The organism is Terriglobia bacterium (genome assembly GCA_032252755.1).
Lineage (GTDB): Bacteria > Acidobacteriota > Terriglobia > Terriglobales > Acidobacteriaceae > JAVUPY01.
Genome location: JAVUPY010000093.1, coordinates 58437 through 79674, shown reverse-complemented (window position 1 = coordinate 79674; position 21238 = coordinate 58437). Strand labels below are relative to the sequence as shown.

Here is a 21238-nt window from a genome sequence, read left to right as displayed (position 1 = left end):
AGGCTCAGTAGGGTTGAAAGTGATCGCCGCTGCACTGCAGCGAAGAGAGTGAAACTCGGATGAAAATGGCGGAAGCGTGTGCGAGTCGAATCCGCCTGCAAACGTAAACAGAAGTACTTACAGAGCACGGACGGCAACGGAAGTATACGCAAGAGCAGGGTGGTTCACGTTAACTGATTGCAGACTGATTGCACGAGACTCACCGTTTGCTCCCCGAAAACGAGGCACGAAGTATGTCGAATAGTCTTGGCGCTATCCTCATCGCGCAACAACCAATCGTAATAAGACCGGAACTCATTAAAATTGGCGGCGATTTGATTGTAGGAGCTTTGCTGTCCCAAATCGTGTTTTGGCACGAGCCAAACAAGGTGGGCAAAAGCAAACTGCGCGTCCGGCGTCAGGGCTTCTTGTGGGTGGCGAAGACTCGAGAAGAATGGATGACAGAGTGCGGGATCACCCGCAAGCAGTATCTGCGGGCCATGTCTGTGTTGAAACAGAAAGGTCTCGTGGAAGTCCGGGTCATGAAATTTGGAGGAATTGCCATGAGCCACACCCGTCTTTTGCAGGAGAACCTGCAGAAGGCTCTTGGGCTAGCAAGCGAAGGGGCCAAAGGACAAACCGAGATGACCCTAAAGGGTACAGTGGGGTGTACCCCTAAGGTACAGCCATATACAGAAATAACAACAGAGATTACCGACATAAGAACCTGCGCAGTGAACTGCGCAAAGAACGAACAGGAGAAAACCAAGAACAAGCAGCAGGAGGAAGAGGGAGAAAAGACCGAACAACAAGAGCAAGAAGAAAAGATGAAATTGTTACAGAACGAGGCGGTGCCCCTCTCAAGTCTCGTCTCATTCTGGCAGTCTCGCATTGCGAGCGTTGGCGGAGGCTTTCAAAAGCAGTTGACGGGACGAGACCGCGGACAACTGAAGATGCTCGCAGACAAAGTGGGAGCGCAGACCAAGGACGTCATTCAGTACGCCGTGAATAACTGGTGGAAATTCGCCACGAAGGCGTCAGCGATGTCCGGAGTGGGATCGTTCCCAACCGCCCCCCACATCGGGTTCTTGCTGAAGCACCACGCCGTAGCAGTCAACTTGTACATGGGTACGTCGGACAAAACCATACCTCCCACCACAGCAAATCAGGGGTCGGCAGAACTTCTTGAGCACAATGCATACGGGTCGAAACTATCGGTGACGGCAAAGGAAAAGCCATTCAAACCAAATGTCGAACAACTGCACATTCTGCTCTACGGCACTGAGAAAGAGGCCGAGAAGATGTGGGCGGACCTTGATGCTGCGGAAAAAACTCAGGTCTCAGCGGAATTGTAGAGGGTCAACCTTTGCAGTGAATTTGTCAATTCGCGCAATCAATTGCCAAAAGAAGCGGTGTCGCAGTTCCTCAATCCCCGGAAATTCTTGTCGGATAACTCTGTAGATTGACCTGTAATGTCTCAACTCATCCCACCAACTATGGGCGGCCAAGACCTTATAACCCGTCCCAGCAGCACCAATGAAGCTTCTACGGCTCTATCCCAATACTCTATCGACATCTTTTTCACTAGCTCTCATATCGAGTCCACTCGATAACAGAAGCCATTGCCTTCTTGACTGTCGGAAATGGACTGCCGACTCCTCTTAGGTCGCAGCCGTCAAGATGCGGGGTCGATCAACCGCCGAAGCAAGGGTTGTGGCAAGCTCACGGGCCGCACGGCGCATCGCGCCGCCTCCCTCCGTAACGGATGAGGTGACGCGCTTTTTGTATGGCGAGTACGGGAAGTTGACGGGAAGGTATCTCACTCGGCTTTCGCCAAGAATGAGCTGCATCTCTTCGCCGAGGAAGATCGCGTTGTCACGTTGAAAGGATGGCTGGCCGTCATAGTACGCGGAGAACGTCTGCACGACGAGAACGTACTTGCCGAGATAGAGATTTTTCTCAGCCAGCCATTTCCAAATCTTTACGATGTTTGTGACCGGGGCGGTTCTACGCAGCTCCACTTCGATCAGAACGATCCTGTCTCGGTTCTCGCCGATTACGTCCACGCATTCCTTATTGTCGCAGGGATAAGGAGGCGTTCCGATCCTCCATTTGTATGCGGTGCCGCTACCATTCAGCGTGTCACAGAGGGTACGTGAAAAGTTCGCAGTTCGACTCATGCAGAATCTCTCCCCGGCACAGTAGCTTCGCACAAGGGCGGGGTTTGTCAAGCGGTGCAATCAATTTCCAAATCCTTCACATTGGATCGTGATGACAAGTTCGATTCAAAGAGACTTTCGTTCCCGAACTCCGGACTGAAACGCGCATGAAGGAATTCAGTGCCTTACTGAGGATCGCGCTGTACCATGCAGATCGTGGCGATACCGACACCAACGCACTTAGCGTTCTCCGATGAGAGCCAGCAGAACATTGGGCGTTTTCGGGGATTAGGGATCATTACGCTTCCAGCAGAGCATCTTATGCCTGCTCAGCATGAGGTCTCCAACCTGTTGGCCGAGAGCGGCGTGACCGAATTCAAGTGGAGCAAACTGCGAACAGCGCGCGACAGGTTTGCTGCGGTCAGAATAATCGAGTGGGTCGTACGTAGGCTCGGGACTATTCGGATTGATGCGTTGACGTGGGACACCAAGGACTCGCGGCACAACGTCAGGAGCCGTGATGATCAGGCCAACTTCCATCGCATGTACTATCACCTCTTTCGCAACGTCCTACGCACAAAATGGCCGGTGGGCGCATGTTGGCGGCTTTATCCGGACGAGCAGGATTCGGTGAACTGGAACGGGCTGGACGAATACTTGTATCGGGCGAGCATGTCTTCTCGGATGTTGCGTAACCCTGAGTCCTTCAAGGTCATGTTTCAGCGCGAGTTTTCTATTCTGCAACTGCAACCGTGCTGCTCGCATGAATATCCCCTAATCCAAGTGGCTGATCTTTTCGTCGGGATGGCTGTATTCTCACGAGAACGCTTTGATCGTTACCGAGAATGGTTTGACGAGAACACAGGACAAGAGCACCTTTACCGAGCGAAGGAAAAGTTCACTGGTGGCGAGTCCGAGAAATGCACTGTGCTGTATGAGCTTGAAGGAATCATGAAGAAACACAGGATGCCTATATCGTTCCGTAGTAGTCGCGGACTCCGCACACGAAAACAATCTCATCCACTGAACTTCTGGAATTACGAACCTCAACACGAGGCAGACAAGGCTCCAGCCAAAAACATTCCGCAGCAAAAGTAAATTTCCTTTGACATCGAAAAGTTTCTTGAAGCATAGGTTCCCCAAGGGACAATTACATGCTCTACAGCCCGCTACAACAGCGCTTGCCATTTGCACCATCCGGAGGAAGAAGTCGTCAATCGAGCACCATCCTGCGCCTGAAGGCGTTTAGCGGAGATGAATGGAACACCATCTCTCTAGCGGACAGGACCTGTGATTGCGCGGAGTTTTCCGACGGACGTGGCAATTGCCAGCATCTGGGCGCAGTCGGCCTTTATCGCGTGCGTGCCTTTCGTCCTAGTAGCCATCCGACTTTTTCGCAGGCACTCAGCGCCCTTGTGAAGTCGCTTCGGCTTCGTCGCAACGAGGATGCAGTCTACTGGCTCGTCTATCTCGACAAGTTCACCGAACGGGAATTTCGGTTCCGAACGGCGAGACGACTGCTAATCGGATCGGCGGAAGACGGGCACTCCATTGCGGTCATGGAAGCTGTATCTGACAACTTTCGGGTGCTCTGCAGGCGAGGAGAAACTTCTGTTGCTGACCTCGCCACTGAAGCAGTCCGAATCTGCAAAGTTCCTTGCTGGTGGGACCCGTCAACAGGCGGCCCCGATTACATTTACTCCGGCATGATCGGGCAACGCGAACTCGCATACTCGGCACTGCCACGTACTCCTGAAAACATGATCAAGCTCATTGAGCGAGGTCTTGAAGAAAAGAAAAAGACGACTGCCTTGGCCGGTGTGATGGGTCTCTCAGATGCACGAATGGGAAGCACGAAGCAGGCGGAAGCGATTTTGGGGTTGGCGAAAAAGTATCGACATCCACTGGCCGAAGCCTTAGCACACATTCACCTCCGATCAAAGTCGGCGCTATCCGGCGACAACAATTTCCTCTGTCAAGCAGCATGGTTAATGGCAGGCGGCGTAACTCCTGTGGCCGATGCGATCGAGCCAGTTACGGCGAATGAGGTTGCCCAAATGCTAGATGATGCGAACGAGAGATGGAAAAACCCTGAGCCGATCCCGCGCTGGTGTGTGGATGGTTTTCACAGCGCAGGCGACGACGTCCGCTTCGCGGGCATGTGGCACCACATGTACGCCGTATGCAAGGCGTTTGAATTTTACGGCAGGGTTGATCCAAATGACGAATGGCGCCCCGAGTTTTGGTGCCGCGATGGGCTAGTAATCGAAACGGTTGCAACTGAAGAGAAAAGCCGATGAAAATACAACAAACTATCCATTCTGGTGCATTCCTCGATTCTGGAAAGTTCCAACCAAAAGAATTAAGGGAGCACATAGGCTGATGGCCCCACTACATAAAGTTGCATTTCACGGAGGAATCAAATGACAGAGTCCCGAACAGGTCGGAACCACTCGATGATCCATCTTGAACCCGCTGAGGTCTTAGCACTTCTGCGAGCGGCAAAGGCGAAGCGAACGCGGGAATGGGCTATGTGTTTGGTTGCGTATAAACACGGGCTTCGCGCATCGGAGGTCTGCAATCTGCGGTTGGCCGATGTCGATCTCAGAAACGGTGACATCGTTATCCAAAGGTTAAAAGGCTCGCTTCGCACAACTCAGGCTATCGCGGAGCACCGAGGAGAGCCGCTGTTGAATGAGCACCGGGCACTCCGGGAATGGCTGAGAGAACGCCCGAATGACGGGTCTGACTATCTATTTCTAAGTCAGAAAGGCGGACGGCTTGACCGGAGCCAGTTTTTCAGGATTTTCCGTTCGGTTGCAGAAGCAGCGGGCTTACCACCAGAGAAACGACATCCCCACGTTGCGAAACACAGCTTGGCCAGTCACTTGGTAGCCGCCAATACAAACCTGGCACTGGTTCAGCGGCAACTCGGGCACAAAAGCATAAACAGCACGATGCGTTACGTAACCACAACAGACCAGCAGGCTTCACGGGCGACGGCGAGTGCTCTTATGACGATCTTCTAAAAATCGAAAGAGGGGGCTGAAAGATTATTGATTGCTCGATTGTGTGACTACAACTTACAAACCCTTCAGAAGCTGTGCGATCGTCATCCCAAATGCTTGCGCAATGATCTCGAGTGTCGGCAAGCAAACGTTCTTCTTCCCGCACTCCATGTCCGAGATGTAGCTGCGATCAATACCCACTGTGTCCGCCATGACTACTTGAGTCCAGCCGTTTTTCCTGCGAAGGTGCCGCAAGCGGATTCCAAACCGCATCGTGATATTTGGCGTGGACACGCCACAATAATGGAGTGTAGTCTTTCGCCGATAAATCGGCCAAAGACGACAAACGCTTGAATTCAGACGTAGGAGGATAGATGAATCGTACTAATTACGTCATATTCATGGTATTTGCAACCACCTTCACTTTGGTTGGTTGTAAGTCGCCGAAGGTTGGATCAGTGCACGAGAAGAGTGCCTGCCAACAGTTGGTAGAAGCAGCCGAAAAGCTTGGCCAAAACGGCGATGTCTACATGAAAGAACGGGTAAAACGAGAATTGGTAGACCCGGACTCCGCGCAGTTCAGAAACGTCGAACTCTTCCGTGCGGTGATCACGCACGCTTGCGACACAGGCGAGGACATGGTGGGCAGTTACACCCTCTGTGGTGAAGTCAACTCCAAGAACCGCTTCGGTGGGTATGCTGGTTACACCCGTTTCTACTCTGTCTTGACCCTCGATCTTGATGGCAATCCGGCTGAATCTGCAAGTTGGACCACATTTGAAAGAGATGGGGACGGCTCACTCAGGCATGAGGCTGGTTGGTTTGAAGAGCACTACAAGACATCGTGCCGTAATGAAGTGAAATAACGCTTGTTGCACTTACCCTTTCAACACTGCGGGAAGCGCGCTGCTGCAATCAATTTCCATAATTGACAAATGCTGGTTAAGGGGTGACCTGGAGCCCGACAGTACATAAGTAGGAAGACTCAGTGGGTTCATAAAATCTCGTCAATAGGGGCAGCTTCGTCATCGGCGGGTTCAGCTTCGCGGAAGGTCACGATTTGAGCGGGGAAACCGATCAACAGTAATGGACAGGGACTACCAACGCCACGACTGACTCTGTCCATCAGTTTTCTCCAATGCGTTGTTGCTTCGCCGAATTTACTAGCAACAAAGACACTCGCCCACGACGCAGGAAAATCTTCGGTGCGTCTGAACCTACGCTCGACATCCGCTCGTTGCGGTGCCGTAAGTCCCAACCCCATGCGAGCCAAATCCTCGAATGTATCTATATGCCGGTCCTGTGCATAACGGAGTACGATGTCACGCATCCCCCGTTGCAGAGATGTTCCGCGTGTGATTACAACGCCAAGGCTGATTGCCCCTTCCGCGTGCAGTCGCTTAAAGTTCTCCAAGTCGCGATCAAAGAACGGATCTTTGTTGTTCCACTCGATTTCAAGGGCAATTTCTTTTGTGCCTTCCCATTCACCCGTAAATGCTTTCACATGATCGACTTCGTGGGAAACCGATTCCCTCGGCACATCATTGATAGTCTTTCTGATTTCGTAGCTGCGGTATGGCCAACCCAAGTCAGTAAGAGCGCGACGGAGTCGCTGGGTTCCCTTTGTCTCACCTCCGCCGGAGCCAATGATCTCGGTGATGGGCACCTCGAAGTTGAGCAATGCTTGTTCAATATCAGTGAGAGCGGCTGGGAAATCTCGGTCCAGAATCGCCGCCGCGTGCGATTCGCACTGTACTTCAAACCCGCGTTCCCTGAGCCTCTCCAACATGATGGTTACAGGCCCAGTGTACTTCGCGAAATTCTGAATTGTAAACGCGAATTGCGGATGTGGTGCGATTAAGCTATCTGATAACAGTGATCTACGAGAGCCCGGGGCAATTTAGGAATGAATAGCACTTCTGCAACACGAGCAGGGAAAAGCTCGCCTGTATGGCGCTGAGCGGATACTATAAGGGTTTTAGCCTTCGGGCGGAATCGATAGGGGCGGCGGCTGGCAATTCGCTCCCCCTTAAATCCCAGCAGCTAGGACCAAGAGCAGAACTCATTGTCCTTAAAGTATCGGCAGCTTCAGGACGGCACTCAGATTATGGCACCGGTTAATCCAGTGAATCTCTTTTCCGCTATACGAACCTGCAGTCGTGAGAACTGGCGAAATTCCGGCAAGTGGCTTGCATACACAGTTGGATGTGGTTTTCTGCCCGTGATCATTGGATTGCTGCTGGTCTGGGGGCTTTCCACCAAGTCTTTCGACTGGCATGACTTTGTGGTCCACGGCGAATTTGTAATCTACGCCGCAACTTTGATTGCTGCTTCCACGAGGTTAATTTCCAAAGACACAGAAACATTCCCTTTTGTTCATCGCGAGATGTTCGCCCTTTTCGCGATTTTGACACTGATGAGTTCCATTGCACTATACGCGGCAATCAAGACAGCGAATCTCCTAAGCTTGCCAGCCACGGTCAACAACGAGTTCATCGTGCGATTTTCTTTGGGATTGTTGACGTTCAGTCTGTTTTTTTCGTTTCTGGTCTTTTTGCTTGATCAGCAGCGGATAAGCCCAAATGTCAGGGGTATAGCTAAGCAAAAGGAAAAGAAGCTGTCGGATGACTTCGACAGTTTAGAGAATCCTCAATGACTCCGACGGAGCAGTGGATTACCGTTTCATGCATTGAATTGGTGCAGCCAATCGGCAAGTTCTACATTGGTGCAATCGATTGCCATGATCTCGTGAGGATCTCCTTCGCGGATCGGAGACGAATAGAGAAGGGCGAACGGGACATCGAGATAATTTCCGGGATACAACGTCCACTTTCCAACAAGCGTGTTGAGGAACTCCAAAAATATGTCAACAGTGTGGATGCTTCGTTCCCAACCGGAATAATCATCGCGATAAATGCTGATGACGCGGAGTATGACGAACGAACCCATGTGATGAGGATTAGGAATGACGGGAATGTGGCCAAAATCATCGACGGTCAACACCGCATTCAAGGATTAGTCGCATACGAGGGTCCGACATTTCAACTTAACGTCACAATGTTTGTTGATATGGATATGGAGGATCAAGCGTTACTCTTCGCGACGATCAATCTGAAACAGACACCGGTCAGTAAGTCCCTTGTGTTCGACCTTTATGAATTTGCGGAGACACGAAGCCCACAAAAGACCTGCCATAACATTGCTCGACTTCTCAATACTCGTGAAGGGAGCCCCTTTTTCAGGCGGATCATGATATTGGGCACAGCCACAGGTCACCCGAATGAGAGCCTCACGCAGGCGGCGTTCATTCAACCACTAATTCGATACATCACAAGCAATGACATCACAGCTATGGAAGATCGCGACCTGCTCAAGAGAGGTAAGACCCTACCTGAAATACCGCCAGATGCTGTGCGGGTGAAGAAACTGATCTTCCGCAATTTGTTCGTACAGGAGCGAGATGCCGAGATTGCTCGTGTTATGTGGAACTACTTCACTGCAGTCGCTCAACGCTGGCCAGAAGCGTGGGAGCTGAAGAGGACTGGAATCGTCCTAAATCGTACAACGGGTTACAGAGCTTTGATGAGGTTTTTGCCTCTAGCATATCTCACCGTGGCTCGCGATATGGTCATTCCTACAGCCGAATTCAAAGCCATATTTGACCGAGTCAAGCTTGAAAGCGATGACTTTACTCCAGATCGCTTTAAGCCGGGAACGAGCGGCCAATCTGAGTTGTACAGGAAGCTGCAAGCCGACACAAGAATCTCAGAATCCGCGATTTGGAAGGGCGTTGAGAGCTGACCACCTCCAGAGAACCTCAAAGCTAGTGCGGCTCAAACAGACGATGCGTATCACATGTCGGGAATCTGCGCTGCCAGCAGACTGATCATTTCCAGTTGACTTTCGCTATTCATTCGCCCACACTGCAACCGAATTGATCCGATTGGGCGATAACAGCAGTTAACGTTATTTGCGCGTATCTTTTCGTATTTTGCACAGCTATCAATGTTATTATCCGACTCGATGGAACCGAATAGCACCATCAAAGAACCAGTCCTCCGGGAGTTGATACAGGCATCGCCAAATGTAGTAGCCACCGTAACCGGCCAAGCGAAGGGGTTTTCGGTTTCCTTGCGGTTTGCAACTGGAGAGCGGACTCTCGCTACGACTCGGGGTGCGATTCGGCTATTTGCGTCGCTTGACACCGCCGGAGCGTTTATCAGAGATATCGGACTGCCACGGTTTGATGTTGACATGAGCGGACATGAGCCCGGGCGACTACGAAAGCCACGCCCAGACCGGGCCGAAGCACTGCGTCGGACGAGAACCAGACTGCAACAACAGCCATTTCAGTTTCAACCGACGGGAGAAGAACAATGAACGCAGCTGACGATCTGAATAGATTTCTAGCCGGAAGGAAATTTGGAACCATATTGGTCGACCCACCGTGGCAGTTTCAGAACAGAACAGGCAAGATTGCGCCAGAACATAAGCGGCTGTCTCGATACGCGACGCTCACCTTCGATGAGATCAAAACCCTCCCGGTAATGGAGGCTGCTGATGAAGTGTGCCACCTCTATTTATGGGTGCCCAATGCCCTTCTCCCTTGGGGCATCGAGGTGCTGAACGCTTGGGGCTTCCAATACAAGAGCAATCTCGTGTGGCATAAGATCCGGAAAGATGGCGGGTCTGATGGCCGTGGTGTTGGATTCTATTTCCGCAATGTCACTGAACTACTTCTTTTTGGCATTCGCGGAAAGAACGCTCGGACGCTTAAGGCGGGTAGGACGCAAGTCAACTATCTCTCCAGCAGAAAGCGCGAGCATTCCCGAAAACCTGACGAACAATATCGAATTCTGGAAGCGTGTAGTCGGGGTCCATATCTGGAACTGTTCGCCCGAGGCGAACGAGAAGGGTGGGTGTGTTGGGGCAATCAGGCTGACGATACCTATCAGCCAACTTGGAAAACGTACCGCAATCATTCTCGTGCGGGCGCCCTGTGTTCACAGTTTGCAGCTGGTGACTAATCCTCGTTACCCCTCCGTACCTAGAATAGGTCTTCCCCAGCCCCCAAAATGCTTGTGCCTCATTCCGTACCCTTCATTAAAGGGAAGTGGAGACGCCGGAGAGTCGTCGCTGCAACCAGTTGCATCTCCAGCGGTAATTGACAAATTGACACGTTTGGTCGAGTGGTTCAACATACGCAAACGCCAAAGCTGCTTTCAACCTGACCGAGGGGTTGGGCAAATGCTATTCTCATTTACTGAATGCCTGAATCAGGGCCGCAAGACGAGGCGATGGAGACGCAGTTGTCCGGCAAGTCTTACGCGCAACTGCTGAAAGAGATAGAACACCTGATCGCTGCAGGCAGCAAAATCTCTGATGGAAGTGCGGGTACATCCTCGGCTCAAATCCACGACTGGATAGGTAGAGCGGAATACTGCCTTTCGCTGCTCGAAGACAAGATTCCAGCCGCAGTTTCGGAATTTCGACGCATTCGGCAAGGTTTCGAGTTTAAGGTGGACGATTACGAAGAAGCCTCCAGCAGTGCAAGTGCCTACAGGCCTGATGGAACCGACGTGCTGCTGGATTTCAGATTTGAACATCTGGCGCGGGCCAACGACATTCTTAGATTTGCTGCCAAGAAACTCGAAATCGAAGGGCATTCATCACCGGATGTTCTGTCCGATGAAAGTCTTAGAGAAGAACTTCGCGCCGCCCGCCTTCGGGCTGGTCATTCACAACGGAAAGCGGCTGAAGAGATAGGATACGATCACAAGGCCGTCTGCGAGTGGGAGAGGGGCAAGCGTAAGCCGCATCCTGAAGCTGCAAAGAACATTCGCGATTATATTAGCAAGTATCCCAAGCCGAATAAGTCTTAGGCACTCCCACCTAAACGCCACCAATCGGCAACCAAAACGCGGTTCCACTCTCGCGGTTTTCAAGCGAAGTTAGGTGAGACGCGACGACACGCAACGGCTACGCTGTCGCTGCAGCCTACGACAAAGTGTGAGGGGCATCCGCAGACATGCGAAGCGCAGGAATAATGCAGAGAGTTATCGGGCTGGCAGACGAGGAATGGTTGACTGCTGAGGAAGCGGCCAGCTACCTGAAGGTAAAACCCCGGACATTGCTGCTTTGGGTTAGAGAAAAGAAGTATCGAGGCTATCCGCTCTCTGGGACTAAGCGCCGCGTCTGGAGGTTTAGGAAAGCCGATTTGGATGCCGCCCTCTTGGGGCAAGACCTAGACGTGCTATGCTCCACTCCGCCGTCTGTGCTCGTTACGAAAGGAGTGGAAAAGTGAAGCGAGCACGGTATCAACAAGGAAGTGTCGTCTTCGACAAACGTCGGAAGGTCTGGAATTTCCTGTTCTGCGAAAACGGAAGCAGAAGAACACGAACGATCGGCGCACTGCGCGACTTTCCCAAGAAAGGGGATGCGCGGCGGGCCGCAGAGCTTCTCCGAAATTCACTTAAGAAAGAGCCCGTGGCGGGAGTGCCAACCGTCGCCACATTGATAGAGCAGTATCGGGCAGAGAAGATGCCGAAACGCTACAGCACGCGGCGGTCATACGATGTGTGGTTACGTCTCTACGTGCAACCGCGTTGGGGTGCTTCATCGATCACTGAGCTGCAGGCGCGGCCTGTAGAGCTGTGGCTAATGTCATTGAACCTCACCCCGCGAAGCCGGTCATCTATCCGCTTCTTAATTGGGCTGCTATGGGACTTCGCAATGTGGCGCGGAGATGTTCCCACGGCTCGCAACCCCATGAGCCTTGTAACAATTCCGGGCGCATCCAAGCGGGTGCGTAAGCCGCGCAGTCTGACTGTGGAGGAATTCCGTAGACTGCTTGAGCGCTTGGAAGAGCCTTTCCGGACGATGGCATTGACCTGCGTATGTTTCGGATTGCGAATATCGGAAACACTCGGGTTGAAATGGTCAGACGTGGATTGGCTTAATGGGTCCCTTCGCATTCAACGCAGCATCGTCCGGCAGCGAGTAGGTGAAACAAAGACCGAATACTCGGATCGGGCTTTGCCTATCGATGCGGAGATGTTGGATGTTCTGAAAGCGTGGAAGCAAGAGACGGAGTTTAAGGCAGCCGATGATTGGGTATTCGCATCACCGGCCAGTGTTGGCCGCCGTCCATATTCTGCTGACAGTCTCAATGATGCATACAAGAAGGCGGGGAAGGTTTCGGGTGTGATCGGCGTGAGCACTCACGTTATGCGGCACACCTACCGCTCTTGGCTGGATGCTGTGGGTACGACTGTTGCCGTGCAGCAAAAGCTAATGCGTCACGCGGACATCCGAACCACCATGAACGTGTACGGCGACGTGGTGACGGACGAGATGGAACAGGCAAGCTCAAAAGTTGCTAGGTTGGCCTTGAGCCCCCTGCCGCAAACTGATTGCGGAACTGATTGCAGCCCCAGCTAACCCCTTGAAATTTGGCGGAAGCGTGTGCGAGTCGAACACACCCAAGACATCGCGAAGATGCCTCGCGCCGGTTTTGAAGACCGGGAGGATCACCGGATCCCATGCGCTTCCGCATTCGATCTAAATAATTTACAACATCGGGTGAAGGCGACGTTAGTGCGTCAGCGCAGGTTTGGGGGGAAGAACACGGCGTCGTGCGAGTCAGTGTCTAGGTGCAGATTTGCAGATTGAGAATCTTGCCGGCGCGGAATAGTCTGAAGAGATGGCAGACCGACACTTTTCTTACGTGCAGATGGATGTTTTCGCTTCGCGTCCGCTGGAGGGAAACCAGTTGGCGGTCTTCACCGATGCCACCGGGCTCTCCTCGGAAGAGATGCAGGCGCTGGCCCGCGAGACGAATCTTTCGGAGACGACTTTCATTCTTCCGCGTGCGGCCGAAGTGGAAGCCGCGGAAGGCGTGAAGGTGCGCATCTTCACGACTCAGGAGGAGTTGCGATTTGCGGGGCATCCGACGCTCGGTACGGGGTGGTACCTGGCGGCGAGCCGCGGCGTGGACGCTGTTACGCTGGACCTTCCGGTGGGGAAGATTCCGCTGGAGTTCCGGCGCGACAATGGACGACTGGTCTTCGGCGAAATGCGGCAGAAGGACCCCGTGTTCGGACAGATTCATGATCCCGAAACGGCGGCAAAGGCCCTCGGACTCGAAGTGAGCGAACTGGATCCTTCGGCGCCGGTGCAGACAGTTTCGACGGGCATGGCATTCGCAATCGTGCCATTGCGTTCGCTGAAGACACTGCAGACGTTTTCCCTCTACTGGCCCAAAGCGGCGGAGTATTTGAAGCGGACCGACGCGAAGTTTTTTTACCTGGTGTGTCGGGAGACAATCGATCGCGAGGCAACATTGCACGCGAGGATGATTTTCTACAACGGCGAAGACCCAGCGACGGGTTCGGCTGCGGGCTGCTGCACGGGTTGGGCGGTGCGCCACGGAGTCCTGGCGAGCGAGAAGCAGGGGATGATTGAGCAAGGCATCGAGATGCTGCGGCCGAGCAAGATTTACATGCGCGCAAAGCGCGAGAATGACTTCGTGGTAGACGTGCGCATTGGGGGAAGCGCGGTGCAGGTATTTCGGGGCGAAGCGGTTTTGGGGATAGCATAAGAACGCTCGCGTCGCGGGAATTCTCGGACCTTACTTTTTTATTTTCCGAGTCACATTCGGCGCTTGCCAGAGTACGATTCTCTGGCTACTATGCAGTTCGCACAAATAACTACGCCACGAACCCACCGCGTGCGTCCGGCAAGTTCAGGAAAATCGATGAAGCCTAAACGTACGATCCTCTGTGTCGACGATAACGAGCAGTCGCTCTCCATACGAAAAGTGATGCTGGAGACGCGTGGCTATCGTGTCGTGACCTGCACGAACGCGGAGGAAGCACTGCGGATTTTCCACCAGGGTGGCATCGACCTGATCCTCAGCGACCTTGTTATGCCGGGACTCGATGGCGCGGAACTGATCGCTCGGGTCAAGAAGCAGTCACCGATGACGCCGGCGATTCTCTTTTCCGGCACGGTAAAAGGCTACGAGCGCGACACCGTCGCCGATGTCTTCCTTCCCAAGGGCATGTATTCTCCGGCCGAATTGCTGGAGCGCATTCGCGTTCTGCTGATCAAGAAGCGCGGACCAAAGCGTGCTTTGCCGGAGTCCGGCGACATGAGCGCTGCTTCGTAAGCCAATCTCAGTCGCAGCGAATATCCCCAAAGCGCCTCGGTAAAAGCCCTGATGCCTGTGCAAGGCCCGGTTTCACCCTCCTGCATTGGGCAAGCTCCCAAGCCACATCACCTGGCTCGGGAAAATGTGACTATCTCCTTGTATTCCATGGCGTCCTGCGGCACTGCGCTTCTCTTGTTTAGTTCGGGGTTAAGTAGTTTGCCGGATGGGAAATAAGGGCAGAACCCGGAGTTCACTAGGCCGAATTGCGGCTGCATACTTTTGCGCCGAGCAGATAGTCTCAGGAAGGTCGGCACATTCCCCCGCCGGAGAACAGTCGTGAGAACTGCACTTCGTGTTGTGTTCGCAATCATCACGCTGGCGTGTGCGTCATTTGCCAGCGTCACCGTTTCATCACCCAGCACAGGATCAAGCGTTGGTTCACCCGTTCATGTGGTTGCAAGCAGCAGTTCTACTCATACCATTACAGCGATGGCGGTTTATTTCGACAACGTTCTCAAGTACAAGGTCAACGCCGCGAAGGTGGACACCTATATATCCGCGTCGACGGGCAGTCACTACGTCGTTGTGCAGTCATGGGATTCGACGGGCTATGTTCAGAAACAAGCGCTAACCATCAAGGTTACCAGCACCTCGACAACAATCCCGTCGAATGCCACCTATTACAACAACATTGATCAGATGACCGGATGGTCCTCTTGTGACGCTTGCGCTGGACAAGGTGGCAATGGACCGAGCGCTGACTATTCGATGGCCATTGACCAGAGCAGCCCTTCCCTGGATGGCAAATCGGCAACGTTCTTTCTGGGTGGATCGAACCCGTACTCGTCGGCGCTGTGGTGGCGGCAGTTGGGCGGCAACAGCTCGGTGCGGAACTTCGTTTACGATCTCTACTTCTACCTGAAGAATCCCTCGGCTTCGCAGGCATTGGAGTTCGATGTCAACCAGTCTCTGAACGGGCAGAAGTACATCTTTGGAACCCAATGCGACTACAAAGACCACAAGGATTGGGACGTGTGGGACACGGCCAATCACGTTTGGGTAAAAACGGGGATTCCGTGCAGCACGCCGCAGGCTTACACGTGGAACCATCTTGTGCTGGAATTCCAGCGCACAGTGGGAGGCAAAGCACTGTTCATCGCGGTCACACTGAATGGGAAGAAGAGCTATATCAACCGGTCCTACTATCCGAAGAGCGCGAGTGCGTACGAGTTGAATACGGCTTTCCAGATGGATGGAAACAGCACCATGACCGACTACCAGACCTGGATCGACAAGATGCGGCTGATTGCCTGGTAAGCAGCGAGGCTTCGTCGAAGGCGCATCGGGAGATGCGCCTTTCTTAATTGAGCAGCTCTGCCGTGGAGTCGCACAGGTGCCGAAAACGCATCGTGTAGACTGTTATGTTCACATGCTGCCAATTGTCGTCGAGAACGTCTACAAGACTTACAAGATTGGGAAGGTCGATGTTCCCGCCGTCCGAGGTGTGTCATTTTCGGCCGAACCGAGCGAGTTCATCAGCATAGTCGGGCCGTCTGGGAGCGGCAAATCGACGCTCTTTTACATGTTGGGCGGGCTCACGCGAGCGGACGCAGGGCGCGTGATCGTGGGGGGCGCCGATTTTGCGCAGCTCAGCGATGCCGAGCGGACCAAGCTGCGTAAGCAGAAGATCGGTTTCGTGTTCCAGAAATTCAACCTGCTGCCAACGCTTACAGCTCGCGACAACATTGAAATCGCTCGTGATATCGCAGGCGAGCACGCGAACGACGATGCTGCGTTCTTTACTCGAATAACGGAATTGCTGGGCATTGCCAAGCGTCTCGATCATCGACCGTCGGAACTGAGCGGCGGCGAGCAGCAGCGCGTGGCACTGGCACGAGCGCTCATTAATAAACCCTCGATCGTACTGGCGGACGAACCGACCGGCAATCTCGATACGAAGAACTCCGAGGCGGTGCTAGCCATGCTTCGGCAATCGAACAAGGACCTTGGGCAAACCGTGCTGATGATCACGCACAACCCCGAGGCCGCGAAATTCGGCGACCGCATCCTGCATATGCGGGACGGCGAGCTCGTGGATCCATCGCTAGATCCACAGTGGAAACCTTGACCACGAATTTTCGGGGATCAGCGCGGACCAAAGACCTCTCGCAACGACTCTGCCGTGGTACGGTTGATTCTGTTTTGTGGGGTGATCGCCTGAAGTGCGAATCCGGGCAAAGTTGACCCCTCTTAGCTGGGTTGCTACTATAAATGATACCGAGCGGGAGTAACTCAGCGGTAGAGTGCGACCTTGCCAAGGTCGAAGTCGCGGGTTCAAATCCCGTCTCCCGCTCCAGAGAATCCAGTGGCCGAGTTTTCGGCCATTTTCTTTGTCTTGCGCGATCAAGGCGCGGTAGCCAAGTTGGTAAGGCAGAGGTCTGCAAAACCTCCATCACCGGTTCGACTCCGGTCCGCGCCTCCACAAAAGCTTATATAATGCAAAGAAGCTGCCCTCCAAACGGCGCGGTAGCCAAGTGGTAAGGCAGAGGTCTGCAAAACCTTTATTCGGCGGTTCGATTCCGCCCCGCGCCTCCAACCTTTTCAAGCACTTACATAATCCACTTTCGATTACTGGCTGGCGTTTGGCTGCCAGTTCCGGAAGGCCGAGTTCGCATGCGACGGGCTGAACCTTCTTGCCCATTTAATCTGCTCGTGGCAGATCAGGCCTGTCTTACGGCTGTGCGGAAACATCCAGTCGTCATCACCTGCCTTCATCCACTTCTTCAGCTTCAGCAGGGCGCTTCACATCTCCCGGCGTAAGCTGAATCGGACGGTTGGCGCGGTGATACTTCGGCGTGTGAAGCTTGCTGCGATTCACCGCACGTCGAATCCACAGCTGGCACTTCTCCACGTCGAGATCCGACCATTTGAAGGCCAGCTCCTCCGGGCGGATGCACGTGACGGCCACGAGCCACACGGCCTCGCCCAATGGCGACATGGTTCGCGTCCATGGGTTGGACTTCCCCAAAAGCTGCGGCTTGATTCGGGAAGATTTGGTTTTTTGCATTTCAGGGCAGTGTCGCTGAAAGGGTCTTACGGGGAAAAAAGCCTCTGATCTTCAGACAGTTCGAAGCCGAAGGCGTGCGCAAGGAAATCGCGGACTTGCTGGTCCGCGAGCCCAGCGTCACGGCTTGGCATGAAACGGACAACGCTCCAGGCTCGAATGAGGAAGCTGGGCATCTCTCGCGTCGATATGTAGGCGGTGCCACCATCGTGCCATTCTGTAACGTGGACTCTCCTCTGCCCAGCGGATGGCACAGTGCCGATCATTTGGCAATTCTCACCGCGAGCTGTCCCCCGCTAACTGGCGCACATCCTTGCCGATCCCCTCTTTTCTCAACACTTATCTGACCTGAGCGCATGCACTTCGGTTTTGGCAAGCCGACTGCACTTATGCCTGCGTGCTCCAAAGAATCAATATACGGAACGAAAAAGGCCAAACGACATTCCGTTTGGAAGGTCGACTGTCGGAAGCATGGTTCGATGGACTGCGACGTTGCTACGACGAAGCAACCCAAACCTGTCCCAACGTCGTGGTGGACCTCGAGCACGTCACCTCTATCGACGAGGCCGGCAGCAGGTTACTTGCTGAGATGTCCAGGTATGGTGTTGTGCTCGTAGCAGCGGATCCCCTCATGAAATCGATTATCGACGAAGTGAGCCTGCGTGAGGTGGGCAAGCGATGATGGTGAACGATGTAACGGTAACTGCACGATTGCTGTCTCAGGCTGCCAGGGGGAACCACGTCGCGACTGTGCAGCTGTTCGACGGTGAACTGGAAGAGATGTACGAAACCGCATGCCTCCTGCTGGGAGGCACGGGTGACGCCCTGGAGATGGTGCGGGACTCTGTCTGTGCTGCAGTGGACAAGCTCGGCGAAGTGAAAGACCCTGCCCGCTTCTCCTCCTGGGCAAGGAATCTTGTGGTAAACAGGGCCCTCCAACATATGGTTGAGCGTCGCGAGCCCTTTCTGGACGCCGACTCAACGGCATATGAGCCGATGGCTGAAGAATGGTGCGGTGATGGGGAGCCTGGCGAAGTGCTTGAACTCTTTTTATCTACGGTGCGCCCGCACCAGATTGAGGCCGATGGTGTCGCGCCCGATTCCTTCCGGCGAATGCTGCGGCTGCAACTGCAATCGCTTCCTGACGATCTCCGGATAGCGTTCGTCTTACACGACATCCTGGGTTTTCGGGTGAATGGAACATCTGTCCTCCTGGGTCAATCACCGGGGGTCGTCAAAAACCTCCTGGCAGCAGCACGTCACACACTCGTAATGAGTGTCTCGACTGCTTTGCGAAGCATGGCTGCCGTAATGGGCGGCAGTGACGACTGGCTGAAAAGTACGGATAACTCTCCAGCGCAACATGAGATTGGGGCCTGCTGAAGAAATTGAGATGTAAGAGTCGGGCAATAAAGAGACAGGCTCGACTCGAGGTGAAAGTTATGTGGATGCGATGTTGTCCGCATTGTAGTGAATCAATCTCCAAACGAAGCCTTGATGCCAATGCCACTTGTTCGCGGTGTGGATGGGTCTGGTATCCGAGTAAGAGCAATGACCAGAACGAACACGTCGACGTCCGAGTGGAACACGCACCATGAGACAAGTTTGGGAAATTGACTTAAATCATACGAGGACTTAATAAATGCGAAGTTTCAGCTTCACAGTTGCAGCCGCGATTGCTCTCTTCTTCGCGGTGACTCTGCCTTGCCTTGCCGGACAGAAACCTCCGGACGGCAAAGCTCTCTACAAACAGAATTGTCGTGTCTGCCACGACAAGGGATCACCGAACGGCGAGTTCAGCCCGATGTCGCTGATCGGCGATCAGTGGGACAAGTTTTTCGATACGAAGCTTATACCAAGCCACAAGGAAGCCGTTGTTCCAAACACCGGGAAAAAGCTTTTTGAACTGCTCACCCCGGAGCAAATCAAGAGCATTCATAAATTCTGCGTCGATCACGCGGCGGACTCCGAACAGCCGCAAACCTGCGGTTAAAGGAGCCCTCGCTGGATGAGACGGATCATCACTGTTTTCCTCCTACTCTGCGTCTGCGGGGCAACGATGCTGTTTGCGCAGGAATCAGGCTCGACCCCGCCGGACATCGTGACCCGGCAACAACAGGAAATTGAACAACTGCAGAAGATGGTTGCTGACCTGAAGGCTCGATTGGACGCCCAGGAGCAATCGAAACAACAACAGCAGCCGCAGGCGACACAACAGGCTCAGATCGACACTACCGCGGCAAAAGCGGCATCTTCTACCGAAGAGCTCACTAATTCGGTAAGAGACCTCGAGCGCCGGATGCTGACGCGCGAACGTGATGCCGCTCTCAGTAAAGTGCGCTTCAGCGGCGATTATCGCTTCGAGGCCCACAGCATCTGGGGAAACATACCCAGCTACTACGATGGCATGAGGCTCCAGAACCTGATGGTCAAGACGCTTTTTGCCGCTACTCCAACATCAGCGGGCGGATTGGGCATGCCGTTCGATCAGAGCATCATGTCGAATTACACGCCGCAGCAGTACGCAAGCATGTTGGACACCTTGATAAATCGAAACTACAGCGCTTACCAGGCCTACACCAATCAGCTCACATTCAATGACCTGAAGCAGGCGGTAGGAAACATGCCGCAGCAGCAGGTTTCCTCTCTGATGAATTACCTTCAGGGGGCGACATATGTCCCCAGGTACCAAAACGACACCAGCATCCTTTACACGAATCGGCTACGGTTGAAGCTCGATTCAAAAATTGCGGATAATCTGAGCGTTACAGCTCGCCTGAGCATGTACAAGGCCTGGGGTGACTCAAGCGGCGTCCAGATTTTCGATGGCCAGGCGAACAGTCTCAGCATCGATGGGAACACGGTGACTGTGCCTAATTCCGACATGCTTCGCGTCGAGAGGGCCTTCTTCACCTGGAGCAAAATCGCGCACACGGGTCTGTACCTGTCGATCGGCCGCCGGCCATCGACCGGTGGTCCTCCGATGAACTATCGCGAGGACGAACCCCGTGGCGGCACGCCTTCGGGTGCGCTGATCGATTTCCAGTTCGATGGTATTACGGCGGGTTATCGGGTGAACGACCACACCGAGCTGCGCATCTGCTACGGCGTGGGATATCAATCCGGATTCGGCAATGGCGACATTCTCGAGCTACCGCAGGATCGCCTCAAGAACGCGACTTTCCTGGGGGGCAACTTCGATCTTTATGACTCGGAATCAACCTTCCTGCAGTTGACTGTAGCTCGTGCGTTCAATGTCACCGATGGCTTTACCGGGTTGACTGTTCTCCCGAATAACCCCATTACAGGCGATCCGATCAGTGCGCCGGTAATCATGCGCTACACACCGTCAGCCAACTTGGGAGACATCAACCTGATTGGCTTGAACTTTACACATCGCTTTGGTCCGGTTGACGCCTTCGTCAGTGGCAATTACAGCGGATTGCGTCCGAACCTGGTAACCACCCCATTCGGAGGACTCGGATCCGATCCGTTCGAGACTCCCGTGAATCACGACGGCGCCATGATTTACGTTGGCGCCCGTTACAGCCTGCCGCAGAACGATGGCCGCACGAAATTCGGTTTCGAGTTCAATCACGGCTCGAAGTACTGGTTCAATTTCGCACAGGCCCAGGACGACATTATTTCTCCGAAGACTAACACTCGCGGCAACGTGTACGAAACCTACCTCACTCATCGCATCAAGAGTCGATTCATTTTGAAAGTAGATTACATCAAGTACTTCTACGATTACTCGGGATCAGGCTGGCACATTGGTGCTCCGAAGGCATTGGATTCGACACCTGTGCTGGGCTTTCCCACCTATGATCGGGCGTCCATGCTGTCGCTCGGCTTGACTACAAGGTTTTAGGAGATT

21 protein-coding genes and 4 tRNA genes are annotated in these 21238 nt (G+C 53.6%); 20 read left to right on the top strand and 5 right to left on the bottom strand.

Annotation, left to right across the window (positions count from 1 at the left end):
* Positions 1–233 precede the first annotated feature (233 nt).
* Positions 234–1334: a hypothetical protein gene (locus ROO76_23045; protein MDT8071044.1), complete on the top strand. Its 1101-nt coding sequence runs from the start codon at positions 234–236 to the stop codon at positions 1332–1334.
* A 306-nt stretch (positions 1335–1640) separates the two neighbouring features.
* Here the strand turns inward: ROO76_23045 and ROO76_23040 are convergent, their stop codons facing one another.
* A complete protein-coding gene (locus tag ROO76_23040) occupies positions 1641–2159 on the bottom strand; it encodes a hypothetical protein (protein ID MDT8071043.1) in 519 nt (172 codons plus the stop codon).
* 186 nt (positions 2160–2345) lie between these two features.
* On the opposite strand from ROO76_23040, the gene ROO76_23035 reads away from it, so the two are divergent.
* The gene (locus ROO76_23035) at positions 2346–3236 is read left to right on the top strand and encodes a DUF3800 domain-containing protein (protein ID MDT8071042.1); all 891 of its coding nucleotides are present in this window, start codon (positions 2346–2348) and stop codon (positions 3234–3236) included.
* A 56-nt stretch (positions 3237–3292) separates the two neighbouring features.
* Positions 3293–4438 (top strand): hypothetical protein, encoded by a 1146-nt coding sequence (locus ROO76_23030; protein MDT8071041.1) that lies wholly within the window; start codon positions 3293–3295, stop codon positions 4436–4438.
* A 783-nt stretch (positions 4439–5221) separates the two neighbouring features.
* Here the strand turns inward: ROO76_23030 and ROO76_23025 are convergent.
* Positions 5222–5419, bottom strand: coding sequence for a helix-turn-helix transcriptional regulator (locus ROO76_23025; protein ID MDT8071040.1), 198 nt, complete (start codon positions 5417–5419; stop codon positions 5222–5224).
* A 101-nt stretch (positions 5420–5520) separates the two neighbouring features.
* Here ROO76_23025 and ROO76_23020 point away from each other — a divergent pair, with 101 nt between their 5' ends.
* Positions 5521–6012 carry a hypothetical protein gene (locus ROO76_23020; GenBank protein MDT8071039.1) on the top strand — a complete coding sequence of 164 codons (492 nt, stop codon included), beginning with the start codon at positions 5521–5523 and terminating at the stop codon, positions 6010–6012.
* A 128-nt stretch (positions 6013–6140) separates the two neighbouring features.
* Here the strand turns inward: ROO76_23020 and ROO76_23015 are convergent, their stop codons facing one another.
* On the bottom strand, positions 6141–6935 hold the full coding sequence (locus ROO76_23015; GenBank protein MDT8071038.1) for a BglII/BstYI family type II restriction endonuclease: 795 nt from the start codon (positions 6933–6935) through the stop codon (positions 6141–6143).
* Positions 6936–7211: 276 nt separating this feature from the next.
* Here ROO76_23015 and ROO76_23010 point away from each other — a divergent pair, with 276 nt between their 5' ends.
* From ROO76_23010 to ROO76_22990, 5 genes are all read left to right on the top strand, one after another.
* Positions 7212–7802, top strand: coding sequence for a hypothetical protein (locus tag ROO76_23010; protein MDT8071037.1), 591 nt, complete (start codon positions 7212–7214; stop codon positions 7800–7802).
* Positions 7799–8947 (top strand): DGQHR domain-containing protein, encoded by a 1149-nt coding sequence (locus tag ROO76_23005; GenBank protein MDT8071036.1) that lies wholly within the window; start codon positions 7799–7801, stop codon positions 8945–8947. Before ROO76_23010 ends, ROO76_23005 begins: the two co-directional genes overlap by 4 nt.
* Positions 8948–9522: 575 nt before the next feature.
* Positions 9523–10173, top strand: coding sequence for an MT-A70 family methyltransferase (locus tag ROO76_23000; GenBank protein ID MDT8071035.1), 651 nt, complete (start codon positions 9523–9525; stop codon positions 10171–10173).
* Between the two features lie 282 nt (positions 10174–10455).
* On the top strand, positions 10456–11028 hold the full coding sequence (locus ROO76_22995) for a helix-turn-helix transcriptional regulator (protein MDT8071034.1): 573 nt from the start codon (positions 10456–10458) through the stop codon (positions 11026–11028).
* Between the two features lie 418 nt (positions 11029–11446).
* Entirely contained in the window at positions 11447–12586 is a 1140-nt protein-coding gene (locus tag ROO76_22990) for a site-specific integrase (protein ID MDT8071033.1), read from the top strand.
* A 12-nt stretch (positions 12587–12598) separates the two neighbouring features.
* On the opposite strand, the gene ROO76_22985 is transcribed toward ROO76_22990, so the two are convergent.
* A tRNA-Sec gene (locus tag ROO76_22985) sits at positions 12599–12697 on the bottom strand.
* Positions 12698–12848: 151 nt separating this feature from the next.
* Between ROO76_22985 and ROO76_22980 the strand changes: the two genes are divergently transcribed.
* The 7 genes from ROO76_22980 (at position 12849) to ROO76_22950 (ending at position 16892) form a co-directional block, all read left to right on the top strand.
* Positions 12849–13745: a PhzF family phenazine biosynthesis protein gene (locus ROO76_22980; protein ID MDT8071032.1), complete on the top strand. Its 897-nt coding sequence runs from the start codon at positions 12849–12851 to the stop codon at positions 13743–13745.
* A gap of 156 nt (positions 13746–13901) precedes the next feature.
* Positions 13902–14315 carry a response regulator gene (locus tag ROO76_22975; protein ID MDT8071031.1) on the top strand — a complete coding sequence of 138 codons (414 nt, stop codon included), beginning with the start codon at positions 13902–13904 and terminating at the stop codon, positions 14313–14315.
* A 318-nt stretch (positions 14316–14633) separates the two neighbouring features.
* A complete protein-coding gene (locus ROO76_22970) occupies positions 14634–15614 on the top strand; it encodes a hypothetical protein (GenBank protein ID MDT8071030.1) in 981 nt (326 codons plus the stop codon).
* Between the two features lie 112 nt (positions 15615–15726).
* Positions 15727–16425 carry an ABC transporter ATP-binding protein gene (locus tag ROO76_22965; protein MDT8071029.1) on the top strand — a complete coding sequence of 233 codons (699 nt, stop codon included), beginning with the start codon at positions 15727–15729 and terminating at the stop codon, positions 16423–16425.
* A gap of 153 nt (positions 16426–16578) precedes the next feature.
* Positions 16579–16653 (top strand) — tRNA-Gly (locus ROO76_22960).
* A 51-nt stretch (positions 16654–16704) separates the two neighbouring features.
* Positions 16705–16779 (top strand) — tRNA-Cys (locus ROO76_22955).
* Between the two features lie 38 nt (positions 16780–16817).
* A tRNA-Cys gene (locus tag ROO76_22950) sits at positions 16818–16892 on the top strand.
* A 166-nt stretch (positions 16893–17058) separates the two neighbouring features.
* Here the strand turns inward: ROO76_22950 and ROO76_22945 are convergent.
* Positions 17059–17295: a hypothetical protein gene (locus tag ROO76_22945; protein MDT8071028.1), complete on the bottom strand. Its 237-nt coding sequence runs from the start codon at positions 17293–17295 to the stop codon at positions 17059–17061.
* Positions 17296–17758: 463 nt separating this feature from the next.
* Here ROO76_22945 and ROO76_22940 point away from each other — a divergent pair, with 463 nt between their 5' ends.
* The 4 genes from ROO76_22940 (at position 17759) to ROO76_22925 (ending at position 21232) form a co-directional block, all read left to right on the top strand.
* Complete coding sequence (locus ROO76_22940) at positions 17759–18043, top strand: STAS domain-containing protein (protein ID MDT8071027.1); 285 nt, start codon at positions 17759–17761, stop codon at positions 18041–18043.
* Complete coding sequence (locus tag ROO76_22935; protein ID MDT8071026.1) at positions 18040–18744, top strand: sigma factor-like helix-turn-helix DNA-binding protein; 705 nt, start codon at positions 18040–18042, stop codon at positions 18742–18744. The genes ROO76_22940 and ROO76_22935 overlap by 4 nt, the downstream gene beginning before the upstream one ends.
* 259 nt (positions 18745–19003) lie before the next feature.
* Positions 19004–19354: a cytochrome c gene (locus tag ROO76_22930; GenBank protein ID MDT8071025.1), complete on the top strand. Its 351-nt coding sequence runs from the start codon at positions 19004–19006 to the stop codon at positions 19352–19354.
* A 15-nt stretch (positions 19355–19369) separates the two neighbouring features.
* Positions 19370–21232 (top strand): DUF3373 family protein, encoded by a 1863-nt coding sequence (locus tag ROO76_22925; protein MDT8071024.1) that lies wholly within the window; start codon positions 19370–19372, stop codon positions 21230–21232.
* Positions 21233–21238 lie beyond the last annotated feature (6 nt).